Below are 19,255 nucleotides of genomic sequence, written 5' to 3' on the forward strand. Positions count from 1 at the left end.
GGGCCATGAACTACCGGCAACTGCTGTCATCAGGAGTATTCCGATTTTTTGCCGTGGCGCTCTGCTATTTTCTGGCCGGGCGCTTTTCCCTGTTGTTGTCCATGCCACCGGGCTACGCCACCGCATTCTATCCTGCTGCTGGTCTGGCCCTCGGTGCCATGCTCACATACGGACTGCATGCCATCCCCGGCGTCTTTGTTGGCGCGCTGGCGTTCTGCCTGTCGGTTTCTTTCGAGCGTACGATCCCGTTCAACGTGGCGACCTTATCAGTCGCCATGCTGTTATCCATGGTTGCTGTGCTGCAGGCAGGGCTCGCAGCTTGGCTGATTCAGTCACGGCAAAGACAATCCATTACGCTGGACAGCAATAAAGATATTGCTGTTTTTTTTCTGTTCTCCGCAGTGGCTGCCGCCGCCGGTACTACTACCGATATCGGCATTCTGCGCGTACTCGGACAACTGACCCGGGTGCAGTCAGACAATAACTGGCTGATCTGGTGGGTCGGTGATACGCTGGGTATGATCATCGCAGCGCCGGCGTGGCTGTTATTTGCCGGGCAACCACATAAACTCTGGGCATCACGACGCTACAAAGTGCTGATTCCGCTGAGCGCATGCATTCTGATAGTCGTCATCGCCTTTGTCTTTATCCGGGATCGCGAACGCGATAAACAGGCGCTGGAATTCCGGCTGGAAGCCCAGCGTATGAGCCAGAATGTGCAAAGCCGCCTGAATCACCATGCAATGGTGCTGGATTATCTGGAACGTCTGTTTGCCAGTTCAAACCGGGTCAGCCAGCACGAATTTGCCGTCTTTTCTGAACACGCGCTGCGTGACTTTCCAGGCATCAGTTATCTCGCATGGGTTCCGTATGTGGCACCGGGTGCCGCCAGCGTTTTTGAACAAAACCTGAACAAGGATGAATTCCCGGGCTGGCATATTCTGCCGCCTGCAACATCGCGTGACAGTCAGCACCTGCATGGTCAGGCGATGTATCCGGTGTTGTATCTGACACCGCTGAATCATCATCCGGATTTGCCGGGTGTTAACCTGGCTTTACAGCCTGCCAGCCTGCATGCCATTGAAAATGCACGCGACAGCGGAGAAACCAAAACCACGCCGCCGGCGATCAGTGGTGCCGGCAAACAAGCCGATAGCGTCAGTTTGTTTGCGCCTGTGTATCAGAACGGACGCAGCCTGATGAATACAGAGGAAAGGCGTCAGGCTTTCACCGGTGTGGTGACGGCGTCATTCCGGCTGGCTGATATCCTGCATGAAACGCTGACTGATACCGAAGAAAAAGAGTTTCACGTCCGCTTCTTTGACAAAGATTTTCCGGATGGCCAGTCCGTGTTTCTGGATTATTCCGCCGGACTGAAAGAAGCACCGCTATTCCAGTCGGCGATCCTTTTCGGCAGCCACCAGTACGTTCTGCAAGCACAACCTTCTGCGGAATACTGGAAAACCCATATTTCATGGGTGACATGGGCGGCGATTATCGGTGGTCTTTCATTCACCGCGCTGTTCGGTGCGCATTTACTGATGACCAGCGCCCACACGCATAACGTCGAAAATCTGGTGCGCCAGCGTACTGCACAGTTACATGACAGCGAAAACCGCCTCAGCTCAATTCTGAATTACGCCGCCGAAGCGATTCTGACCTGCAATGCCAATGGGCTGATTCAGTCTGCCAATCCGTCTGCAGAAAATCTGTTCGGGCTCGCACCGGGCGGAATGCGCGGACGCCAGTTGCTCAGTCTGTTTCCGGATCAGGAAGCACAAAATCTGCTGCGCCAGCAACTGTCACAAGTCCTGCCGGCAGAATTGCAATTGCATCATATCAACCCTGAGCGCATCGAAATTCGTTCGCAACGGCAGGATGGTGAAATCCTGCCACTGGAACTGGCTGTCACCAAAGTGCGGCTGGGTCAGCAAACCATGCTGATTATCATGCTGCACGATCTGAGCAAAACCAAGCGTGCCGAACGCCTGAAAAGTGAGTTTGTCTCCGCAGTCTCGCATGAATTGCGCACGCCGCTGACTTCAATACGCGGTGTGCTCGGTCTCATGGTAGGCGGTATCGGTGAAGAGTTACCGCCAAAAACCCGTGGATTGCTCAGCATGGCAAACGAAAATGCCATCCGGCTGACCAAACTGATCAATGATTTGCTGGATTTTGATAAGCTGGAATATGGTGGTATGCAGTTCGATATGCAGACACACACCGTACGCAGTCTGGTGGAAAAAGCGATTACGGCAAATCAGGGTTACGCCGAGAATTACCGTGTGCATTTGCATCTGCTGCCGGATGACACACCGGGACTGACCGTGGTTGTGGATGAAGGCCGGTTTATTCAGGTGCTGAGTAATCTGATTTCAAACGCAATCAAATTCTCATCTGAACATCAGGATGTGGAAATTGCGATTTTGCAGCGTAATGACTGGGTACGCATCGAAGTGCGGGACCGTGGCATCGGCATTCCGGATGATTTCAAAGACCGCATTTTCCATAAATTCTCGCAGGCCGAAGCCAGCGCTGCACGCAAATATGCAGGTACTGGCCTTGGCTTATCACTGAGCAAAACCCTCATTGAAAAAATGCATGGCGGCATCGGTTTCCAGAGTGAGGTCGGCGTCGGCAGCGTATTCTATTTGTTATTGCCAACTGTGCGTAGTGACGATACAACAGGAAAATAGACAGAACTGACCGCCCGGCAAAGCAGCGCGGGTTAGAGCATATACCCTGCTGCTCTGGCGCTGCGCCGAACTACAGAAACACTGAAGCGCGGATTCAGGTATCGCTGACCGGATCTTTTTGATGCTTTGCGGCTACCGCTGCCGCCAACCCTGCCGCCACATCCGGATACTGAAAGCGAAAGCCGAGCTCATTCGTAATACGGTGATTCAGCAAGCGGCGTGACTCCGACATAAATGACAGCATCACCGGCGTCACTTGCTGCGCCAGCGCTGTGCGTGACAATCGTGGTGGTGGCGTCATGCCAAACGCGGCAGCCACCTGATCAAAATACTCACCCATCTTGCAATCGCTGTGATCCACAGCGTGATACGCGCGCAGCGGGCGGGCGTACCAGATTGCCCGCAGAATCAGCCGTGCCAGATCATCAGCGTGAATATGGTTGGTATAAACATCTTCCTGCGGCAACAAGGCCGGTGTACCACGCTGCAGACGTTCCAGCGGCAAACGGTCAGCGGCATAAATGCCCGGCACACGCAGAATCGATAAGCGGCCATGACGGCGCTTTGCCCATCCGCGTAGAGTGCGCTCGGCATCTACCCTGCGCACTGCACGTACATTGCGCGGTGCAACCGGCCGGGTTTCATCAAATTGTGCGCCAGCGCAATCGCCGTACACCCCGGTCGTACTGACGTAAACAAGGCGGCCGTTGTCGGGTAAAATGGCGGCCAGATGACGGGTACGGCGGTCAGTCTGACCATCCGCCGGTGGCGGTGCCAGATGCACCACACAATCTGCCAGTCCGCTCAGGCGCGCCAGCGTATGGCGACAGTCCAGATCGGCCACCACAGGCATCGCACCGGCTGCACGCAATTCCGCGCAGCGCTGCGGGTTACTGGTCACGGCAATCACCCGGAAACGCTGCCGCACCAAAGGCAGCAAACGCATACCGACATCTCCGCAGCCGATAATCAGCAAGCGGGGACGCCGCATTTTATTTAATTGTTTTTTCATATTCACTACATTATGACTTTTCAGGTTAGTCTGACCCAGAGTGGTCGTCAGTTCAGTTGCGAAGCCGATGAAACCGTACTCAATGCAGCACTCCGTCAGGGCATAGGCTTGCCTTACGGTTGCAAAAACGGTGCCTGCGGTTCCTGCAAAGGCAAACTGAACAATGGTCAGGTTGAGCATGGCCCGCATCAGCAACGCGCCCTCAGCGAAGCCGAAGCCGCAGAAGGCTTTACTCTGTTGTGCTGCGCCAAACCGGTATCCGATATCGCCGTCGATGTGCGCGAAATCGCTGCCAGCAGTGATTATCCCATCAAAAAACTGCCGACCCGTGTACACAAACTGGAAAAACTGTCCGACGACGTGATGCTGGTCTCGCTGCAATTGCCAGCCACTGAAAAATTTGCCTACCGCGCCGGTCAGTATATTGAATTCCTGCTGCGTGATAACAAACGCCGCAGCTACAGTATGGCAAATGCGTCGCACAATGGTGAGCACGTGACACTGCACATCCGTCATATGCCCGGTGGTCTGTTCACCGATCAGGTATTTTCCACCATGAAGGAGCGCGATATCCTGCGCTTTGAAGGCCCGCACGGCAGTTTCTTCCTGCGCGAAGACAGCGATAAGCCGATTATTCTGCTGGCTTCCGGCACTGGTTTTGCACCGATCAAAGCGCTGATGGAGCAACTGATTCATCTGAAATCAGAACGTCAGGTCGTGCTGTACTGGGGTGGACGTCGTCCGTCTGATCTGTACATGAGCGCGTTGTGTGAAGAATGGGCCGCCAGCCTGCCGAACTTCCGTTATGTACCGGTGATTTCAGATGCACAAGCCGAAGATCAGTGGCAAGGCCGCACCGGCTTCGTGCACCAGGCGGTGATGGCAGATATCGCCGATATGTCCGGCTATCAGGTTTATGCCTGCGGTGCACCGGTGGTCGTGGAATCGGCGAAACGCGATTTCAGCGCACAATGCCAGTTACCGGCAGATGAGTTCTACGCGGACTCTTTCACTTCCGAAGCAGATCTGGCTGCAGGTTAATCTGATCGCACCGGCACACGCTGCGCTGCACAGCAGGAAAAACGGGAAGCCGCTGCTTCCCGTTTTTTTATATCTGAACACCCGCAATCGTTACAGCATGCTTAATCACATGCCAACACTGTGCCGCCTCTGAAAATATTTCAGCAAAATTCCGCAAAATTTGCTTTGACGCAGTGCGAAAAAAGTCCTACCATCCGCACTATGAAAATGCTACCTGACATGTCTTCACCGAATATCATCCTACGTCGCCGCTCACACAGTGAGCCTGGGCCGATGTGTCAGTGCACGCGCGCATTCTGAATGCGCAGCACAGTACCCAAAAGCCACAGGCCGCACCTGTGGCTTTTTTTACGCCCTTTCGTTTTTGTTTGTCCCTCATCCCTGTTGCTTTGACCTCTGAAGGAGTCTGTAGAAATGGAATTCAGCCAGTACAACGTGAATGCCCTGATGTATATCACCCCACGCCCTGACATCGTGTTTACCGAAGGCAGCGGTATGTGGCTGACCGATCACAAAGGCAAACGCTATCTGGACTTTTTGCAAGGCTGGGCAGTCAACTGCCTGGGCCACAGCCCTGCCTGCATCCACGAAGCACTGGTTGCGCAGTCCAAAAAACTGCTGAACCCGTCACCGGCGTTTTACAACGAAGGCATGATTGCACTGGCCGACGCGCTGACCAAAAATTCCTGCTTCGACCGCGTATTTTTCACCAACAGCGGTGCAGAAGCGAATGAAGGCGCGATCAAACTGGCGCGTAAATGGGGACAATTAAACAAAAACGGCGCGTTTGAAATCATCACGTTTGATCACGGCTTCCACGGCCGTACACTGGCCACCATGTCCGCGTCCGGCAAACCGGGCTGGGATACGCTGTTTGCGCCGCAAGTCACCGGCTTCCCGAAAGCAGATCTGAACGATATCGCTTCCGTTGAAAAACTGATCACCGACAAAACCGTTGCAGTCATGCTGGAACCGGTACAGGGCGAAGGTGGCGTTATTCCGGCGACACGTGAATTCATGCAGGCGCTGCGCGAACTGACCACACGCCACAACATTCTGCTGATCGTGGATGAAGTGCAAACCGGTATGGGTCGTACCGGTGAACTGTTCGGCTATCAGTTGTCCGGCATCACACCGGATATCATGACACTGGCCAAAGGCATCGGCGGCGGCGTCCCGCTGGGCGCGTTGCTGTGCCGCGAAGCAGTCGCCTGCTTCGTGCCGGGCGATCAGGGCGGTACATACAACGGTGCACCGCTGATGACGGCTGTGGGTCTGGCTGTACTGAAGGAATTGCTGAAACCGGGCTTCATGGAACAAGTACGTGAAAACGCAGCTTACCTGAGCGCAGAACTGATCAAACTGTCGGAAGAATTCGGTCTGGAAGGCGAACGCGGCGAAGGCTTGCTGCGCGCGCTGAAACTGGGCAGCAACATCGGCGCTGAAATCGTAGAGAAAGCACGTAATCTGGAACCTGCCGGCCTGCTGCTGAACTCCCCGCGCCCTGACCTGCTGCGCTTCATGCCAGCCCTGAACGTCACCCGCGAAGAGCTGGACCTGATGCTGAACGGCCTGAAAGACATTCTGCGCGAAATCAAAGGCTGATAAAGCTGATTCGCCGTAAGCCGGCGACGCAGTGCTGCATCAGTAAACTAGCAGCCCTGCACGCCGCATTAAAAAAAAGCCATGCAATCTGACAATTGCATGGCTTTTTTGTTTCAGTTCTAGTTTCCGTCTCAGGCCTTGCTGACACGACGCAAGCGCTGTATCCCATCTATCCAATCGCACGCAGATTCACCCTCTGCTCATTGTGCAAATATCGTCATTTAGCATTTCCGGAGAGCCGGACTTTCTGCCGACGACCGCCGGATCGCTATGCAGAACACCGCATTTGAGCCATTTTCGGGCAATTCCGGCGGTTCAGACAGCATCCGGGCTGGCATGGTGATGCGTCGGGGAAAAGTTACCCCTGTCCAAACTGCAAACGCAGCACAAAACAAAACCGCCCGCCGTTGCCGGTGAGCGGTTTGCCGGTGCGGACACGGGGGATGTCCGGCCGGAATTCCCGGGGGAAGGGATCAGGGTTTCAGCACAAAGTGCATGACAGAGTACGGTGGCAGCGAAGTGCTGAATTTGTTTGCATTCAGTGTGGTTTGTACCTGACGTGCGCTGACGTTCGGGCTGCTGCTGTCCACACCCCATGCCTGCACATAGTTCAGCGCTACAGGATGCGTGATTTGCACGCTGGCATTCAGTGCGGTTGGCAAGCGGTTAATTGTGATCAGGTGAACGGTATTCGGATCGGCAGCACTGACCGCAGCGTACACCGTGCCATTCGCGTTATTGGTCGACACAGCGCGTACCGAAATTTCCGGAAACACCGATTTATTGCCATCGTAGTTACGGAACAGGCGGAAGGCCGATGCGATATAACCTTCTACGTCACCAAAGTAGGTCGCCAGATACACACCGTTTTTACCGAAAGCGCCCAGCGCATCGGCTTGCGCAATCGCGCCGGTTGCATCGTACATGCCACCGAAATCATATTCAGTGACTGCCAGTTTGGTGCCCGGATAAAAATCGGCAATCGCGCGATTCAGCTTCGGCAACATTTGCAAACCGTTACCGTCGGTAAAGCCGTAGCCCGGCTGCGTAATCCAAGTTGGTTCTACGTATTGCGGGTCCCACAGACTGCGCGAGGCTTGTGAACGTGTGGCCTGATCGTACGAAGCCTGCGGATAGTAATGGAAAGAGAAAACGTCCAGCAAACGCTTACCGGCCGTGGTCGATGCCTGCTTCATCGTATCTAAATACACATTGGCAAACGTCATATTGTTGTAGCGATAGCGGTCACCGGTGCTTTTCGTGATGTAAGGCTCTTTGTTGTACTGTGTCCAGTCGGATGGCTGGTGCGCTGCACTGCCATCCCATGCAGACCACAGACTGTATAAACCGAGATAGCCACTGAGTGCAGGACCAAAGGTTTTGGCCGATGCATCCATACGTTTAACAGTTTGTGCCAGCGATACATTTTTCTGCAAAACTTCGGCAACCGTAGTCAGATCCGGATGCAGATTTTCATGCGTTCCCGCTCCCAGATAGGTTGGCCACAAGTGCCACAAATCCGGTTCATTATCCAGCTCATAGCCTTTCACGCCTTTCGCAGCAGATGCTTTACCGTATTTCTTAATCAGGAAATTCAGTTCTTCATCGATATACACCACGTTATCGTTCAGCGATGGATTCAGCGATACAGCACCGGCGGCGGCAGGCTTATCATTGACGATTGTCAGCCAGCGCGCAGTTTCCACATTCGAAGCACCGGCAGTGGATTGCCATAATTGCTGACCATTGCAATTGCCGGGCGGATTCAGAAACTGAATATCTTTCGGCAGTTTTCCGGCGGCTGGTAATTGCAACAAAGAGAAGGTATTCAGCGCCAGCGACTGATCATGAAAACTGATCAGCCCTGCACCCGGTGTGTAATACGCCAGACCATTTTGCTGATTCGGCCAGCCAGCTCCGGTGGAGTAAGTCACGCCGAAGTTCGATGAATGGCAAAAATCAGCGCCGGAATTGCTGACGCCGTTTTCCCAGTTATAGCTGGTCATATTATTACCGCCGAGGCGGCGGGAAGTCAGATTCAAGCCTTCCAGACTGGCACGACCGCCGTGCGCATCCCAGCCAGCGCGTCCGCTGCCATCGGCATAGGCATTAAAGCCATAAATCAGCGGACTGATATTTTTGCGTTCGGTCTGGGTATTGACGGTAAATGTCACGTTTTGCGCCAGCGCCAGTGGAATTTGTGTCAGTAAGCCTGCTGTCAGCAGAACTTTTGCCAGAGTGGTCGGTCTCATACAGCTCTCCCTGAATTTAATTTATTTCCAGTTGGAAATATTTTTTATCGTCGGGAGTCGTTATAAACAGAGAGTTTCCCTGCATCAACTTTACTTACACAGCGGTAACATTTTTTACGTTTGCAGGGAATCCGCTGCCGGTTTGTTGCATTTTTCTGATCTTTTTATCAAGAAAATAAATTATGAAATTAATAATGAAAAAAATGGTGTTGTCACTCGCACTCGGGGGTGTTCTGGGAAGTGCATGGGCAGCACCGGCATATCTGCGTTTCCCTGCGGTGCGTGGCGATCAGCTGGTGTTTACCGCTGAAGGCGACTTATGGAAAACCAGTCTGCAAGGCGGTCAGGCGCAGCGTCTGACCACGCATCCGGCAGCGGAAACGCAATCTGCGATTTCTTTTGATAAAAAGTGGGTGGCCTTCGTCGCCGCCTATGAAGGCAGCAGCGAAGCCTATGTGATGCCGGCACAGGGTGGCGTACCGAAGCGCATTACCTTTGAAAACGAAGTGGTGAATGTACTGGGCTGGACACCGGAAGGCGAAGTGCTGGTCAGCACCCTGAACAGTACCGGCCCGAATGCGCACCGCATCATCGCCGCAGTTAATCCGCAAACCCTGAAGCGCCGCGTTTTCCCGGTCGCTGATGCGAATGAAGCGGTACTGGATGACAGTGGACGTTACCTGTATTTCACCCGCTTTGGTCTGCAAATGACCAACGACAATGTGCGTGAATACCGTGGCGGTGCGATGGCTAGTATCTGGCGCTATGATCTGAAAGCGAAAGGTGAAGCGCAGCGCCTGTTCAGCGGCGAAGAATGGAATCACCGTCGCCCGATGTTCTATAACGGCAAACTGTACTTTACTGCCGATAAAGACGGCGTATTCAATCTGTGGGTAGCCGAAGCGGATGGCACACAGGCGAAAGCCCTGACCAGCCATAAAGACTGGGAAGTGCGCAATGCTGCGCAGGGTGACGGCAAAATCGTGTATCAGCTCGGTGCTGATCTGCATGTGTACGACATCGCCAGCGGTAACGACAGCACACCTTCTGTCGAACTGGTTTCCGATTTTGATCAGCAACGCGGTCAGCTGATCCGCAATCCACTGGAATTTTTAACAGATTCCGAAATCGCGTCCCGCAGCGACAAAGTGGTCATTACCGCGCACGGTCATATCGCGATTGCCGGTCCTGGTTCTCAGCGTCGTATCAACATTCCGCTGCCAGCGGGTTCCCGCGCGCGCAGTGCCGTGTTTTCCGCTGACGACAAATGGGTATTCGCTTTCGTCGATACCAGCGGCGAAAATGAAATCTGGCGCTTCCCGGCAAATGGCATCGGCAAAGGTGAAATGCTGACGAATGATGGTCAGTTTCACCGCGAAAATATTTTCCCGTCGCCGGATGGCAAGCATCTGGCACACACCGATAAACTGGGTCGCCTGTGGCTGCTGGATTTACAAACCCGTCAGAACAAAGTGATTGATGACGCAGGCAAACTGGGCCAGCGTGGTCATAACGGTGTTGTCTGGTCTGTCGACGGCAAAACTCTCGCGATCGTACGCAGCGATAACAGTATGCAGCGCAGCCAGATCGGCCTCTACAGTCTGGATAGCCACAAGCTGCAATTCATCACCAGCGACCGCTTTGATTCCCACGCACCGGTATTCTCTGCCGATGGTCAGTGGCTGTACTTCCTGTCGGAACGCAACTTCCAGGTATCGAATGGCTCTCCATGGGGCGACCGCAATATGGGCCCGGCCTTCGGCAAACGTACCGGCGTATTTGCAATCGCACTGAAGGCGGGCGCACGCTTCCCTTTCAAAGCCGATGATGAACTGAGTAAAGCCGCACCGAAAACAGAGGAGAAACCGGCTGAAAAACCAGCGGATAAACCTGCGTCCGGTGCTGATCTGGGCAACGACAAACCGGCAGACAAACCAGCCGATAAGCCTGCAGAAAAAGCGGCGGACAAGACGGCTGCAAAAACCGATGACAAAGCAAGCGCACCGGCCGCAGCACCTGCACCGCGCGCACCAGCGATTGACTGGGCAGGTATCGAACAACGTCTGTATCAGGTTCCGGTTCCTGCAGGTAATTACCGCAGTCTGCACACCGATGACAAACGCTTGTATCTGGCTGACTTTGACAATGTACCAATGGTTAAAACGGTGGCTTTCAGCCGCACCGGCGCAACTGTGGAAGTATTCGCCGGAAACATTCAGTCATTTGATTTGTCACTGGACCGCAAACGTATCGTGTTCCGTACTGTATCTCCTACTGCTCCGGGTGACTTCTATGTTGTTGATGCCGGAGCCAAAGCACCGCCTGACACTGCCAAAGCCAAAGTCGCGCTAAATGACTGGTCTTTCCGTGTTGATCCGAAATCGGAATGGAAACAGATGTTTAACGATGCATGGCGTATGCACCGCGATTATCTGTTTGACGCCAATATGCGCGGCATGGACTGGAAAAAAATCCGCAGCAAATATGAGCCGCTGGTAGACCGCATCACCGACCGTCATGAGCTGAATGATTTACTGAGCATGATGATGGCGGAAGTCAGCACCCTGCACTCTCAGTTCCGTCCGGGCGAAACCCGTCGTGCAGGCAGCGAAGGCACACCGGCAACACTGGGCGCGGTACTGAGCCGCGTACAGGGCGGCGTGCGTGTAGATCATATCTACCGCAGTGAACCGGATCTGCCGAACGAACGCGCACCACTGGCACAGCCGGACGTGGATGTGAAAGAAGGCGATGTGATTCTTGCAGTGAATGGTCAGCCGGTCAGCGAAGCACGTGATATTTCTGATCTGTTGCTGAATCAGGCCGACAAGCAAGTATTGCTGCACGTGCGCCGTGGCAACCGTGCGCCGCATGCAGTGATTGTGCATCCGATCAGCATGCCGAAAAATGCAGATCTGCGCTATGCAGACTGGGAACAAACCATGGCAGCCAAAGTAAATCAGGCATCCGGCGGCAAAATCGGTTACCTGCATTTACGTGCAATGGGTGCTCAGGATATCAACGCATTTGCGCGCGAGTTCTATGCGAACTACAACCGCGAAGGTCTGATTATCGACGTGCGTCGCAACCGTGGCGGCAATATTGACAGCTGGATCATCGAAAAACTGTTACGCAAAACCTGGGCTTTCTGGTCTAAAAAAGGTGTCGCACCATACACCAATATGCAACAGACTTTCCGTGGTCATCTGATCGTGCTGGTCGATGAACTGACGTACTCTGACGGCGAAACATTTGCTGCCGGTATCAAAGCACTCAAGCTGGCACCACTGGTTGGTAAACGCACTGCAGGTGCCGGTGTCTGGTTATCGGACGGCAACCGCCTGACCGATGGCGGCCAGATCCGTGCTGCCGAAACGGCACAGTTCGGTATGGATGGTCAGTGGCTGGTGGAAGGTGTCGGCGTTGCACCGGATGTGGAAGTCGAAAACATGCCGAACGCGACTTTCGAAGGCCGTGATCAGCAGCTGGAAACTGCGATCCGCATGCTGATGGAAAAAATGAAGGAACAGCCACTCAAACCGCTGATTCCGCAGGCAATCCCGTCACGCTCTGCTGCACAGAAGTAATTCTGCCTACACACTGAAAAGCCGCTCATCCTTCATGGATGGGCGGCTTTTTTTGTTGAATGTTACTTTACGAATCCATTTAATTTTATCCGCGCATTTAATAACCTTCATTAATATTAACTACAAACATCATTTGCGAAAAAGCTTGGCAATTTTGTTTAGCTAGCATGAGGAAATATTTATCGCTAAGCAAATATTTGTTTTGTATTTGAAACAACGGTTACATAAGTAAACATTATTCGCATTCGACCCAGAAATTTCCATAATGGCAATGCTATATTCATACCGCATACCCGGTGATGCATACATTGCGATTTCCCTCTATTCTCTTTCCGAATGCCTGGCCATGACACCTTTTCTGCTTAAAACTCCGCTGCAAATTGCGATTGCGCTCACCTGCGCAGGACTTTCCATGAATGCTTTTTCAGCCGAATACAGCCTTTACCCAAAACCGGGTGTGTATGACGGCAGCGACGCGCACTTCAATCGGGAGTTAATCATCACTGCGGATGGTAAATTCACGCTGGAAGTCAGTGAGAAAAGCAAAAATGGCTCTGCACGCAGCGGAAGTGGCAGTGGAAAGCTTAACGATGCACCGGGTGGCTGGGACTTCAGTCAGGGGCGCTGCACAATGACGCTGAAACGCGCAATGGGCGGCATGCAGATGCACGTAGAAGGGTGCAGCAGCAATTGGGGAGATGTCAGCTTTGACGGAAAATATAAACTGGCAGGTGAAATTACTTCCAAACCAGCAAGCATGAACAGCACTGTTGCGGCAGCAAAACCGGTAAGTGCTGTTACGACTCCGGCTACTCAAGTACCTGCAGTTACTGCTGCAAGTACTGCAGCCACTGCGACACCCTCTCTGCCGAGCCGTAAAGAGCTGTTGTCATCATGGTCGAACATCATGATCGATGGTATTGCAGGAAAACATATCGCAATGTTTGCAAAATCCGGCGGATCAGTATCTCCCGATATCCCGCTGGAGCGTTTCACACAGGCTGCATTCTTTATCGACAGTGTTGAAATCGCACGCGAACTGCCGCCTGCACAGCAAGCAAAAGCTCCGTTGCAAATGTTTCCGTTGCCTTTACCGCCAATGGCTAAAGATGAAGGCATTTCCTTCAGAGGCGACTGTATCTATGGTAAATACGACAAAACACTGGTGATATTTCTGGACAGCTATCACAAAACAAAAGGCAGCAAATCTAAACCCGTCAGCGCATGGATGATCGACAGCAAATTGCAATTGCTGGAGATTAAACCCGTCAGTAAGGTGAAATGCCCTGCGTCGTCAGAATATTAAGCACCATATTTCCATGCAGGCTGATAATCAGCCTGCATGGCTTTGTTCACTCGTCTGCTCTGCGGCGGAAGACTGATACTGCGGCATCTGCGCTCTGTCATCTTCCTTCCCTACTACGTTTTTATAGGCATGCCAGGTCGCATGACCTATCCATGGCATCAGTACAATCATGCCGATATTCCATGTAAAAAAACCGGCAATGACAAACAGCACGACGATACCCGCCCACAGCATCGCTGCCGGAAAATTAATAAATAATGAGACGCAACTGATAATCATGGAAGTGATGGCGTCGGTATCACGATCCAGCATCAGGGCAATTGATACCCAGCTGATCGCAAAAACGATACTGGCAAACACCAGACCGACGCACAGATAAACAAATACAAATTCCAGATTTTCGATAGAAAATAACTGCGCCAGAAAGCGCTCCATCGTCGGCATGCCTTTGTTGTAGAACAGCGCAAAAATCACCAGCGACGCGCGCGCCCAGACCATCATAATCACGGCCAGTACCAGCGCCAGCACGCCGATATTGCCCCAGCGACCACGCATAGAAAACACACTGCCAAGTAAGCCCGAGCGTGCATTTTCAAGACGGCGGCTGATGTCATACACACCCAGTGCCAGCAATGGCCCCAGCAGTAAAAAGCCGCAGGTCAGTGCCGATAAAAACTGCGGCGCGTTACTGAGCGCGATGCGTATCAGCGTTGCCATCAGCGCGAAACAGACACCGTAAAACAGACTGCTGCCACCGGATTCACGCAAATCGCGCCAGCCTGCTGCAAGCCAGCGGAAAGGCGCTGCCACCGTCACCCGCCGGATAGGCGGAAATGCGGTGTTTTTATCAATCATTGTGGTGATATCGGGATGTGCGCTGTCACCCTGTGCGTCATGCGTCATAGCCTCTCCTGCCAGAAAGAACTGCTGAAAGCCGCCAACATGCACCGGATGCCTGTCGGTGCAGATAGCTCAGTCTAGTGCAGAAAAAGGAGGGGCGACAATACGGGCGTAACGCTGCAGCGCAATAGAAAATAAAGACGGCAGCGCCGGAGCTGCCTCACAATGACTGCGGCCGTATTTACGGAAGCTGACGAACGAATGACAACACAGCCGGCATGAGTTCCGGCGCCAGCGGCAACAGCGGATTGCTGTATGTCGGCATTTGTGCTATTTCGCCCTCCGGACTTTGTTTCAGTACATGATTCATGCCTTCAATCACAGTCAGTTGTGCACCGGGCTGAGCCTTTGCCAGTTTCTGCGCCTGCTCAGGCAACACTTGAATATCGTGTGTACCGCCGATCAGTAAAACCGGCACTTTCAGTTTCTGAATTTCCGCTGTCGGTGTGTATGCCATTTCTGAACTCAGAAAACCGCGCACATGCACCGGATATAAATCCCGCAAATAGAATGGCGGTTCCGCTTGCAGATTTCCCTGCTTTAACTGCTGCAGAAAAAGCTGATTCGCCTTGCTGTCTGCTGCTGTGATTTTCTTCGACAATTGCCATTGCAGTAAATCGCCAACATTGTCTGCCGGACCGCAAAGCGAAATAAACGCCTGTACTTCGGTGCGTTGGGCCGCCAGCATGCCGATCAGCGCGCCTTCGCTGTGTCCCATGATGATGATTTTCGAAAATCTGCCGCTTTGCTGCAGCCAGTTCAGCCATGCTACAGCGTCGTCAACAAAATCTTCAAAACGCAAATTGTCCGGCACCGACATCAGATGACTGGCGCCGACACCGCGCTTGTCATAGCGCACAGACGCAATGCCGGCTTCCGACAAGCCTTCCGCCAGCATGCGCAGGGTATTGCGCTTGCCGCCGGCAGGGTTTCTCAAATCTATGGTATTGCCGTCACGGTCAGTCGGGCCGGAACCGGCAATGATCAGCACCACCGGTGGTTTATCTGCGCGATCCGGTAATTCCAGCGAACCCATCAGTGTATAAATACCGGATTGCACGCTGACACCGGACTCTTTTGCACTGGCAACTGCAGCAAACAGCAGACTGCCGGTGAGCAGCATGAACAACAGCTTTTTCAACATATTTATTTCCATTGATTCAACCTGACTCGGCACCTTACGCCTGTTTGCGCAGTGCATCAAGCACAGACAATCTCATGTTTTCAGTTGTTGCTTTTTCTCCAAATGATGAACTGTTCCGACAGTAAACGACCATAAGCGACCACAAAGCGACCTACGGAGATGTCATTTTCATGAGGATATTGTCAACTACAATAACGCTAGGACGTTATGAAGACTCATCACAGAAAAGGAAACGGTATGCGCACTATATTGTTACTGACTGCGGGTTTGCTCCCGGTACTGGCACAAGCACAGAGCACACAGGCAAAAATCACTCAGGTTACGGTATATCCGGGTATGGCAAAAGTTGAACGGCAACTGCATATCGGCGCTGGCGATAAAGAAATCACCATCCCTTGTCTGAGTGCGATATTCGACACCGACAGTCTGCGCGTACAGGCCGACAACGGTATCCGGTTTGGTGACATCCGCGTACAGAATATCCCCGTTGAGCGGGCACCGGAATGCGCAGACTCGCCGCAGAATAAGCGTATTCGCGAACTCGAAGAACAGATCGCTGCTGGAAATGCAGAGATTCAGGCCGGAAATATTGCACTGGATTATTTACGGCGTTTTCCCGGCGACAAAAATGCCGCAGCACCGCTGACTGCGGTTGAACCATTACGCCGCCAGAGTCAGGATTTGCTGAACAAGCAGGCGCAGACTGAACGGCGCCTGAGTTTGCTGAATAAAGAACTGGCGAACCTGACTGCAGAACGCGACGAGCAATCCGGCAATGTGCGTGAAGTGCGCAGTGTCAGCATCCGTGTATCTGCCGCGCAGGAAGGCAATCTGCAATTGCAGTACATGGTGCCGGGCGCCGGCTGGACACCGGTTTACCGCGCCACTTTAGATACCCGCAATGGAAATCTGCGTTTCGACAAACATGCGCAAGTCAGTCAGCGCAGTGGTGAAGAATGGCAGCAAGTGAATCTGGTGTTATCGACCACACAACCGAATCAGTTCAACCGTCTGCCGTTTGCCAGCGCGTGGCAACTGGATTTACGCCAGCCGGAACCAGTGTATGCCATGCCGAAGCCCGTCCCTATCCCCTCGCCCGTGATGGCAGCGAAGGCTGTTTCTGTTACAGGCTCACGTCGTACGGCGGAAGCTGATTTTGATATCAGCGTATTCCAGGGCGCATTCAGCGCTGAATACAAAGTACCGGGTAAAGTCAGCCTGCCTTCCGATGGCCGCAAGCTCAGTTATGCACTGGAACAAGTGCAGCAAACAGCAGAAGTGCTGACACGCATTCTGCCTGCGCAAAATAACAGTGCATGGCTGCTGGCGCGTTTTGACCGCCCTGCCGGCAGCTGGCCACAAGGTCAATTACAGCTGTACCGTGATCAGGAATACATTTCGCAAATGCCGCTGAATTTTGGCACCGAAGATAAAGTCGAACTGCCATTCGGTAAAGATGAAAAAATTCTGGTCAGCGTGACACCAACACGTAAAGATGCGGAAGACAAAGGCTTTACCGGCAGCCGCCAGCAGCAAACGCTGAAACATGCTTACCGCATCACAAATCAGCATCAGCAGCCGCGTGTGATACAGGTGCTGGAAGCAACGCCGGTGGCATTGCATCAGGATATTAAAGTTGAGAAGCAAGTCACTCCGGCATTCACTGAAACCGACTGGAATAAACAGGCTGGCGTCAGCGTCTGGAAATTCACACTGGCACCGGGACAAAGCAGCGATCTGCAGGCAATCTATCAGATCAGCTTTCCGAAAGAACCCGGCATTACCGGTTTGCGCTGATATCGCGAAAAACTTCGGACTGTTCAAGGTACTGTCCGGCACAAACAAAAAGGGATCGCTGAGCGATCCCTTTTTTTATTCAACATCAAATTAAAAACGAAAATCTTTACATTAAAAAATTAAGAAGATCGCATCATCATACTACGCACCACATCATTAAAAGCACCAACGATATTCGGATCAAACTGCGTGTGAATATTCGCGTTAATTTCTGATATCGCACTCAGTAAGCTCTTCTTATAACTACGATCAGAACGTTCTGTCGTAATGGAGCAGAACGTATCGATGATCGTCAGCATACGCCCGCCAACATGGATTTGTTCCGCTTTTTTATGGTTCGGATAGCCACTTCCATCATAGCGCTCATGATGATCAAGCACGATAGCCGCCGCTTCATCCCATCCACCCAGACGCATCAGTAATTGCGCACCGATTTGCACATGCTCCTGCACAATCCGGATTTCTTCGCGCGAAAGGTTGGTTTCTTTGTTGAAGATAGAATGCGGAATGAAGGCCATGCCCATATCATGCATCAGCACAGCTGCTTCCAGCTGGCGTGGATCGACAATTTGCCCCAGTGCGGCATTCAGTTCGCGCGCCATATCCACACTACGTATATTGCGGTCTTTACGGAATACTGTCAGTGCATCGATTTTTTCAGCCAGATAACGCATCAGAGTGAAATCATCCTGCAACTGCAGGCTGACACGTTCTCCGCGATCATTGGATATTTTTTCAGCAGCACGTCCGCCCAGCATTTCAATCGCTTCGCGGAAAGCTTCCGGACGCAAACCGCCGGCAGTTTGCTGACGCAGGGTTTCACAAACACCCGCCAGCAGTGCGCGCCTTGTTTCATCGGCGTGTCCGTTTTTCAGTAACTCGTAAAGAAGATCAACAATCTGATCGGTTGCCATCAGCAGAAAGTCGCCGAGCTCCTGAAAGTACTGATCGGGATTTGCGCGCAATTGGGCAAAAATTTCTTCCACCCTGTGCATCAGATCTTTAAACGGCGTCAGCCCCACCATCTGGCAATTACCCTTCAGAGAATGCATAGAGCGGAACATACGGTGGATGTATTCGGGGCCGCCATGCTGATTCAGTGCTCTGACGCAGGCTTCGACCTCGGTATGGCATTCGGTGGTGCAGTCGACAAATTCGTCGATGATGGCCCGTTCCATATTCAGGAATTCTGGGCAGGTAAAGGTAGCGCTCGTGTCTGGGCTATTCATCGTAAACACTTTCTGTGACAGACGAAACAGACCTTGGCTCCCGTATGGCTGAAAGTGGAGGCTTCGGTCAATGGTTGACGCAGCATCAACACCTGACAATGTATTGTTCTTATTGCCGGAGATTGAGGTTACTATAGTGCATAAACTTTCATTTCTTATTGATTTCTGTCTCTCATGCCACAAATTCTTACAATGCTTAGCAGGGCTGCAACAAATTACCTGAACAACTCAAACCGGTACTCGAAAGCCATATTGCTGGGTGTATGCGTTTCGCTCTGCACACTGGCTGGCTGCCAGAAAGCAGTGAATCCGCCGGAGAAACACCACTATGTGATTCGTGGAGACAGCAGCAATCCACTGTGGCCACTGGCTGTGGAAGATATCAGTGAAGAAGTTCGTATTACGCTGAATCCGGGTGCTCCGACACCGGAAATGGTGGTCATTGAAGAAGATGGCCGTCAGGTAGCATTCACTGGTGAACGTCACGGCGATTATTTGCTGATACCGCGCAAATTCCGTCATCTGAAACTGTTGAACGGACAGCAGACTGTTGCGGATATTGTTCTGGAAAAAGACTGACTTGCCACTCCGCAGGCCTTGCTTTTCGCGTTCAGCTCACATAAAAAAATCCCCTGTTGTACAGGGGATTTTTCGTTAACCGGTGGTAACCGGTTGCCGGTGTCAGT

The 19,255-nt window shown here is 52.6% G+C and carries 12 protein-coding genes; 7 read left to right on the top strand and 5 right to left on the bottom strand.

The window, feature by feature from the left end; all coding sequences use genetic code 11:
* The first annotated feature begins 5 nt into the window (after window positions 1-5).
* Complete coding sequence (locus KDM89_RS16310; protein ID WP_212688988.1) at window positions 6-2,696, top strand: CHASE domain-containing protein; 2,691 nt, start codon at window positions 6-8, stop codon at window positions 2,694-2,696.
* 94 nt (window positions 2,697-2,790) lie between these two features.
* On the opposite strand, the gene KDM89_RS16315 is transcribed toward KDM89_RS16310, so the two are convergent.
* Window positions 2,791-3,708 (bottom strand): NAD-dependent epimerase/dehydratase family protein, encoded by a 918-nt coding sequence (locus KDM89_RS16315; RefSeq protein ID WP_212688989.1) that lies wholly within the window; start codon window positions 3,706-3,708, stop codon window positions 2,791-2,793.
* A gap of 12 nt (window positions 3,709-3,720) precedes the next feature.
* Here KDM89_RS16315 and KDM89_RS16320 point away from each other — a divergent pair, with 12 nt between their 5' ends.
* Together KDM89_RS16320 and KDM89_RS16325 are read left to right on the top strand one after the other, a co-directional pair.
* Complete coding sequence (locus KDM89_RS16320; protein ID WP_212688990.1) at window positions 3,721-4,749, top strand: CDP-6-deoxy-delta-3,4-glucoseen reductase; 1,029 nt, start codon at window positions 3,721-3,723, stop codon at window positions 4,747-4,749.
* 414 nt (window positions 4,750-5,163) lie between these two features.
* A complete protein-coding gene (locus KDM89_RS16325) occupies window positions 5,164-6,354 on the top strand; it encodes an acetylornithine transaminase (RefSeq protein ID WP_212688991.1) in 1,191 nt (396 codons plus the stop codon).
* Between the two features lie 473 nt (window positions 6,355-6,827).
* Here the strand turns inward: KDM89_RS16325 and KDM89_RS16330 are convergent, their stop codons facing one another.
* Window positions 6,828-8,606 (bottom strand): glycoside hydrolase family 44 protein, encoded by a 1,779-nt coding sequence (locus tag KDM89_RS16330; protein WP_212688992.1) that lies wholly within the window; start codon window positions 8,604-8,606, stop codon window positions 6,828-6,830.
* Window positions 8,607-8,788: 182 nt separating this feature from the next.
* Here KDM89_RS16330 and KDM89_RS16335 point away from each other — a divergent pair, with 182 nt between their 5' ends.
* The gene (locus tag KDM89_RS16335; RefSeq protein ID WP_212688993.1) at window positions 8,789-12,193 is read left to right on the top strand and encodes a S41 family peptidase; all 3,405 of its coding nucleotides are present in this window, start codon (window positions 8,789-8,791) and stop codon (window positions 12,191-12,193) included.
* Window positions 12,194-12,605: 412 nt separating this feature from the next.
* Window positions 12,606-13,499 (top strand): hypothetical protein, encoded by an 894-nt coding sequence (locus KDM89_RS16340; RefSeq protein WP_212688994.1) that lies wholly within the window; start codon window positions 12,606-12,608, stop codon window positions 13,497-13,499.
* A 27-nt stretch (window positions 13,500-13,526) separates the two neighbouring features.
* Here the strand turns inward: KDM89_RS16340 and KDM89_RS16345 are convergent, their stop codons facing one another.
* Window positions 13,527-14,402, bottom strand: coding sequence for a DUF2189 domain-containing protein (locus tag KDM89_RS16345; RefSeq protein WP_212688995.1), 876 nt, complete (start codon window positions 14,400-14,402; stop codon window positions 13,527-13,529).
* A 178-nt stretch (window positions 14,403-14,580) separates the two neighbouring features.
* Window positions 14,581-15,543: an alpha/beta hydrolase gene (locus KDM89_RS16350; RefSeq protein ID WP_212688996.1), complete on the bottom strand. Its 963-nt coding sequence runs from the start codon at window positions 15,541-15,543 to the stop codon at window positions 14,581-14,583.
* 237 nt (window positions 15,544-15,780) lie between these two features.
* Between KDM89_RS16350 and KDM89_RS16355 the strand changes: the two genes are divergently transcribed.
* A complete protein-coding gene (locus KDM89_RS16355) occupies window positions 15,781-17,340 on the top strand; it encodes a DUF4139 domain-containing protein (RefSeq protein ID WP_212688997.1) in 1,560 nt (519 codons plus the stop codon).
* Window positions 17,341-17,459: 119 nt separating this feature from the next.
* On the opposite strand, the gene KDM89_RS16360 is transcribed toward KDM89_RS16355, so the two are convergent.
* A complete protein-coding gene (locus KDM89_RS16360; protein ID WP_212688998.1) occupies window positions 17,460-18,569 on the bottom strand; it encodes an HD-GYP domain-containing protein in 1,110 nt (369 codons plus the stop codon).
* A gap of 252 nt (window positions 18,570-18,821) precedes the next feature.
* On the opposite strand from KDM89_RS16360, the gene KDM89_RS16365 reads away from it, so the two are divergent.
* Window positions 18,822-19,148 carry a TrbG/VirB9 family P-type conjugative transfer protein gene (locus KDM89_RS16365; protein WP_212688999.1) on the top strand — a complete coding sequence of 109 codons (327 nt, stop codon included), beginning with the start codon at window positions 18,822-18,824 and terminating at the stop codon, window positions 19,146-19,148.
* Window positions 19,149-19,255 lie beyond the last annotated feature (107 nt).

It is taken from the genome of Cognatundibacterium luofuense, from assembly GCF_018139685.1.
GTDB lineage: Bacteria > Pseudomonadota > Gammaproteobacteria > Burkholderiales > Burkholderiaceae_D > Undibacterium > Undibacterium luofuense.

Coding starts and splice junctions, on each gene's coding strand:
- KDM89_RS16310 (WP_212688988.1), top strand. CDS start 6: ATGAACTACCGGCAACTGCTGTCATCAGGAGTATTCCGATTTTTTGCC.
- KDM89_RS16360 (WP_212688998.1), bottom strand. CDS start 18,569: ATGAATAGCCCAGACACGAGCGCTACCTTTACCTGCCCAGAATTCCTG.
- KDM89_RS16335 (WP_212688993.1), top strand. CDS start 8,789: ATGAAATTAATAATGAAAAAAATGGTGTTGTCACTCGCACTCGGGGGT.
- KDM89_RS16325 (WP_212688991.1), top strand. CDS start 5,164: ATGGAATTCAGCCAGTACAACGTGAATGCCCTGATGTATATCACCCCA.
- KDM89_RS16330 (WP_212688992.1), bottom strand. CDS start 8,606: ATGAGACCGACCACTCTGGCAAAAGTTCTGCTGACAGCAGGCTTACTG.
- KDM89_RS16350 (WP_212688996.1), bottom strand. CDS start 15,543: ATGTTGAAAAAGCTGTTGTTCATGCTGCTCACCGGCAGTCTGCTGTTT.
- KDM89_RS16355 (WP_212688997.1), top strand. CDS start 15,781: ATGCGCACTATATTGTTACTGACTGCGGGTTTGCTCCCGGTACTGGCA.
- KDM89_RS16315 (WP_212688989.1), bottom strand. CDS start 3,708: ATGAAAAAACAATTAAATAAAATGCGGCGTCCCCGCTTGCTGATTATC.
- KDM89_RS16340 (WP_212688994.1), top strand. CDS start 12,606: ATGAATGCTTTTTCAGCCGAATACAGCCTTTACCCAAAACCGGGTGTG.
- KDM89_RS16320 (WP_212688990.1), top strand. CDS start 3,721: ATGACTTTTCAGGTTAGTCTGACCCAGAGTGGTCGTCAGTTCAGTTGC.
- KDM89_RS16345 (WP_212688995.1), bottom strand. CDS start 14,402: ATGACGCATGACGCACAGGGTGACAGCGCACATCCCGATATCACCACA.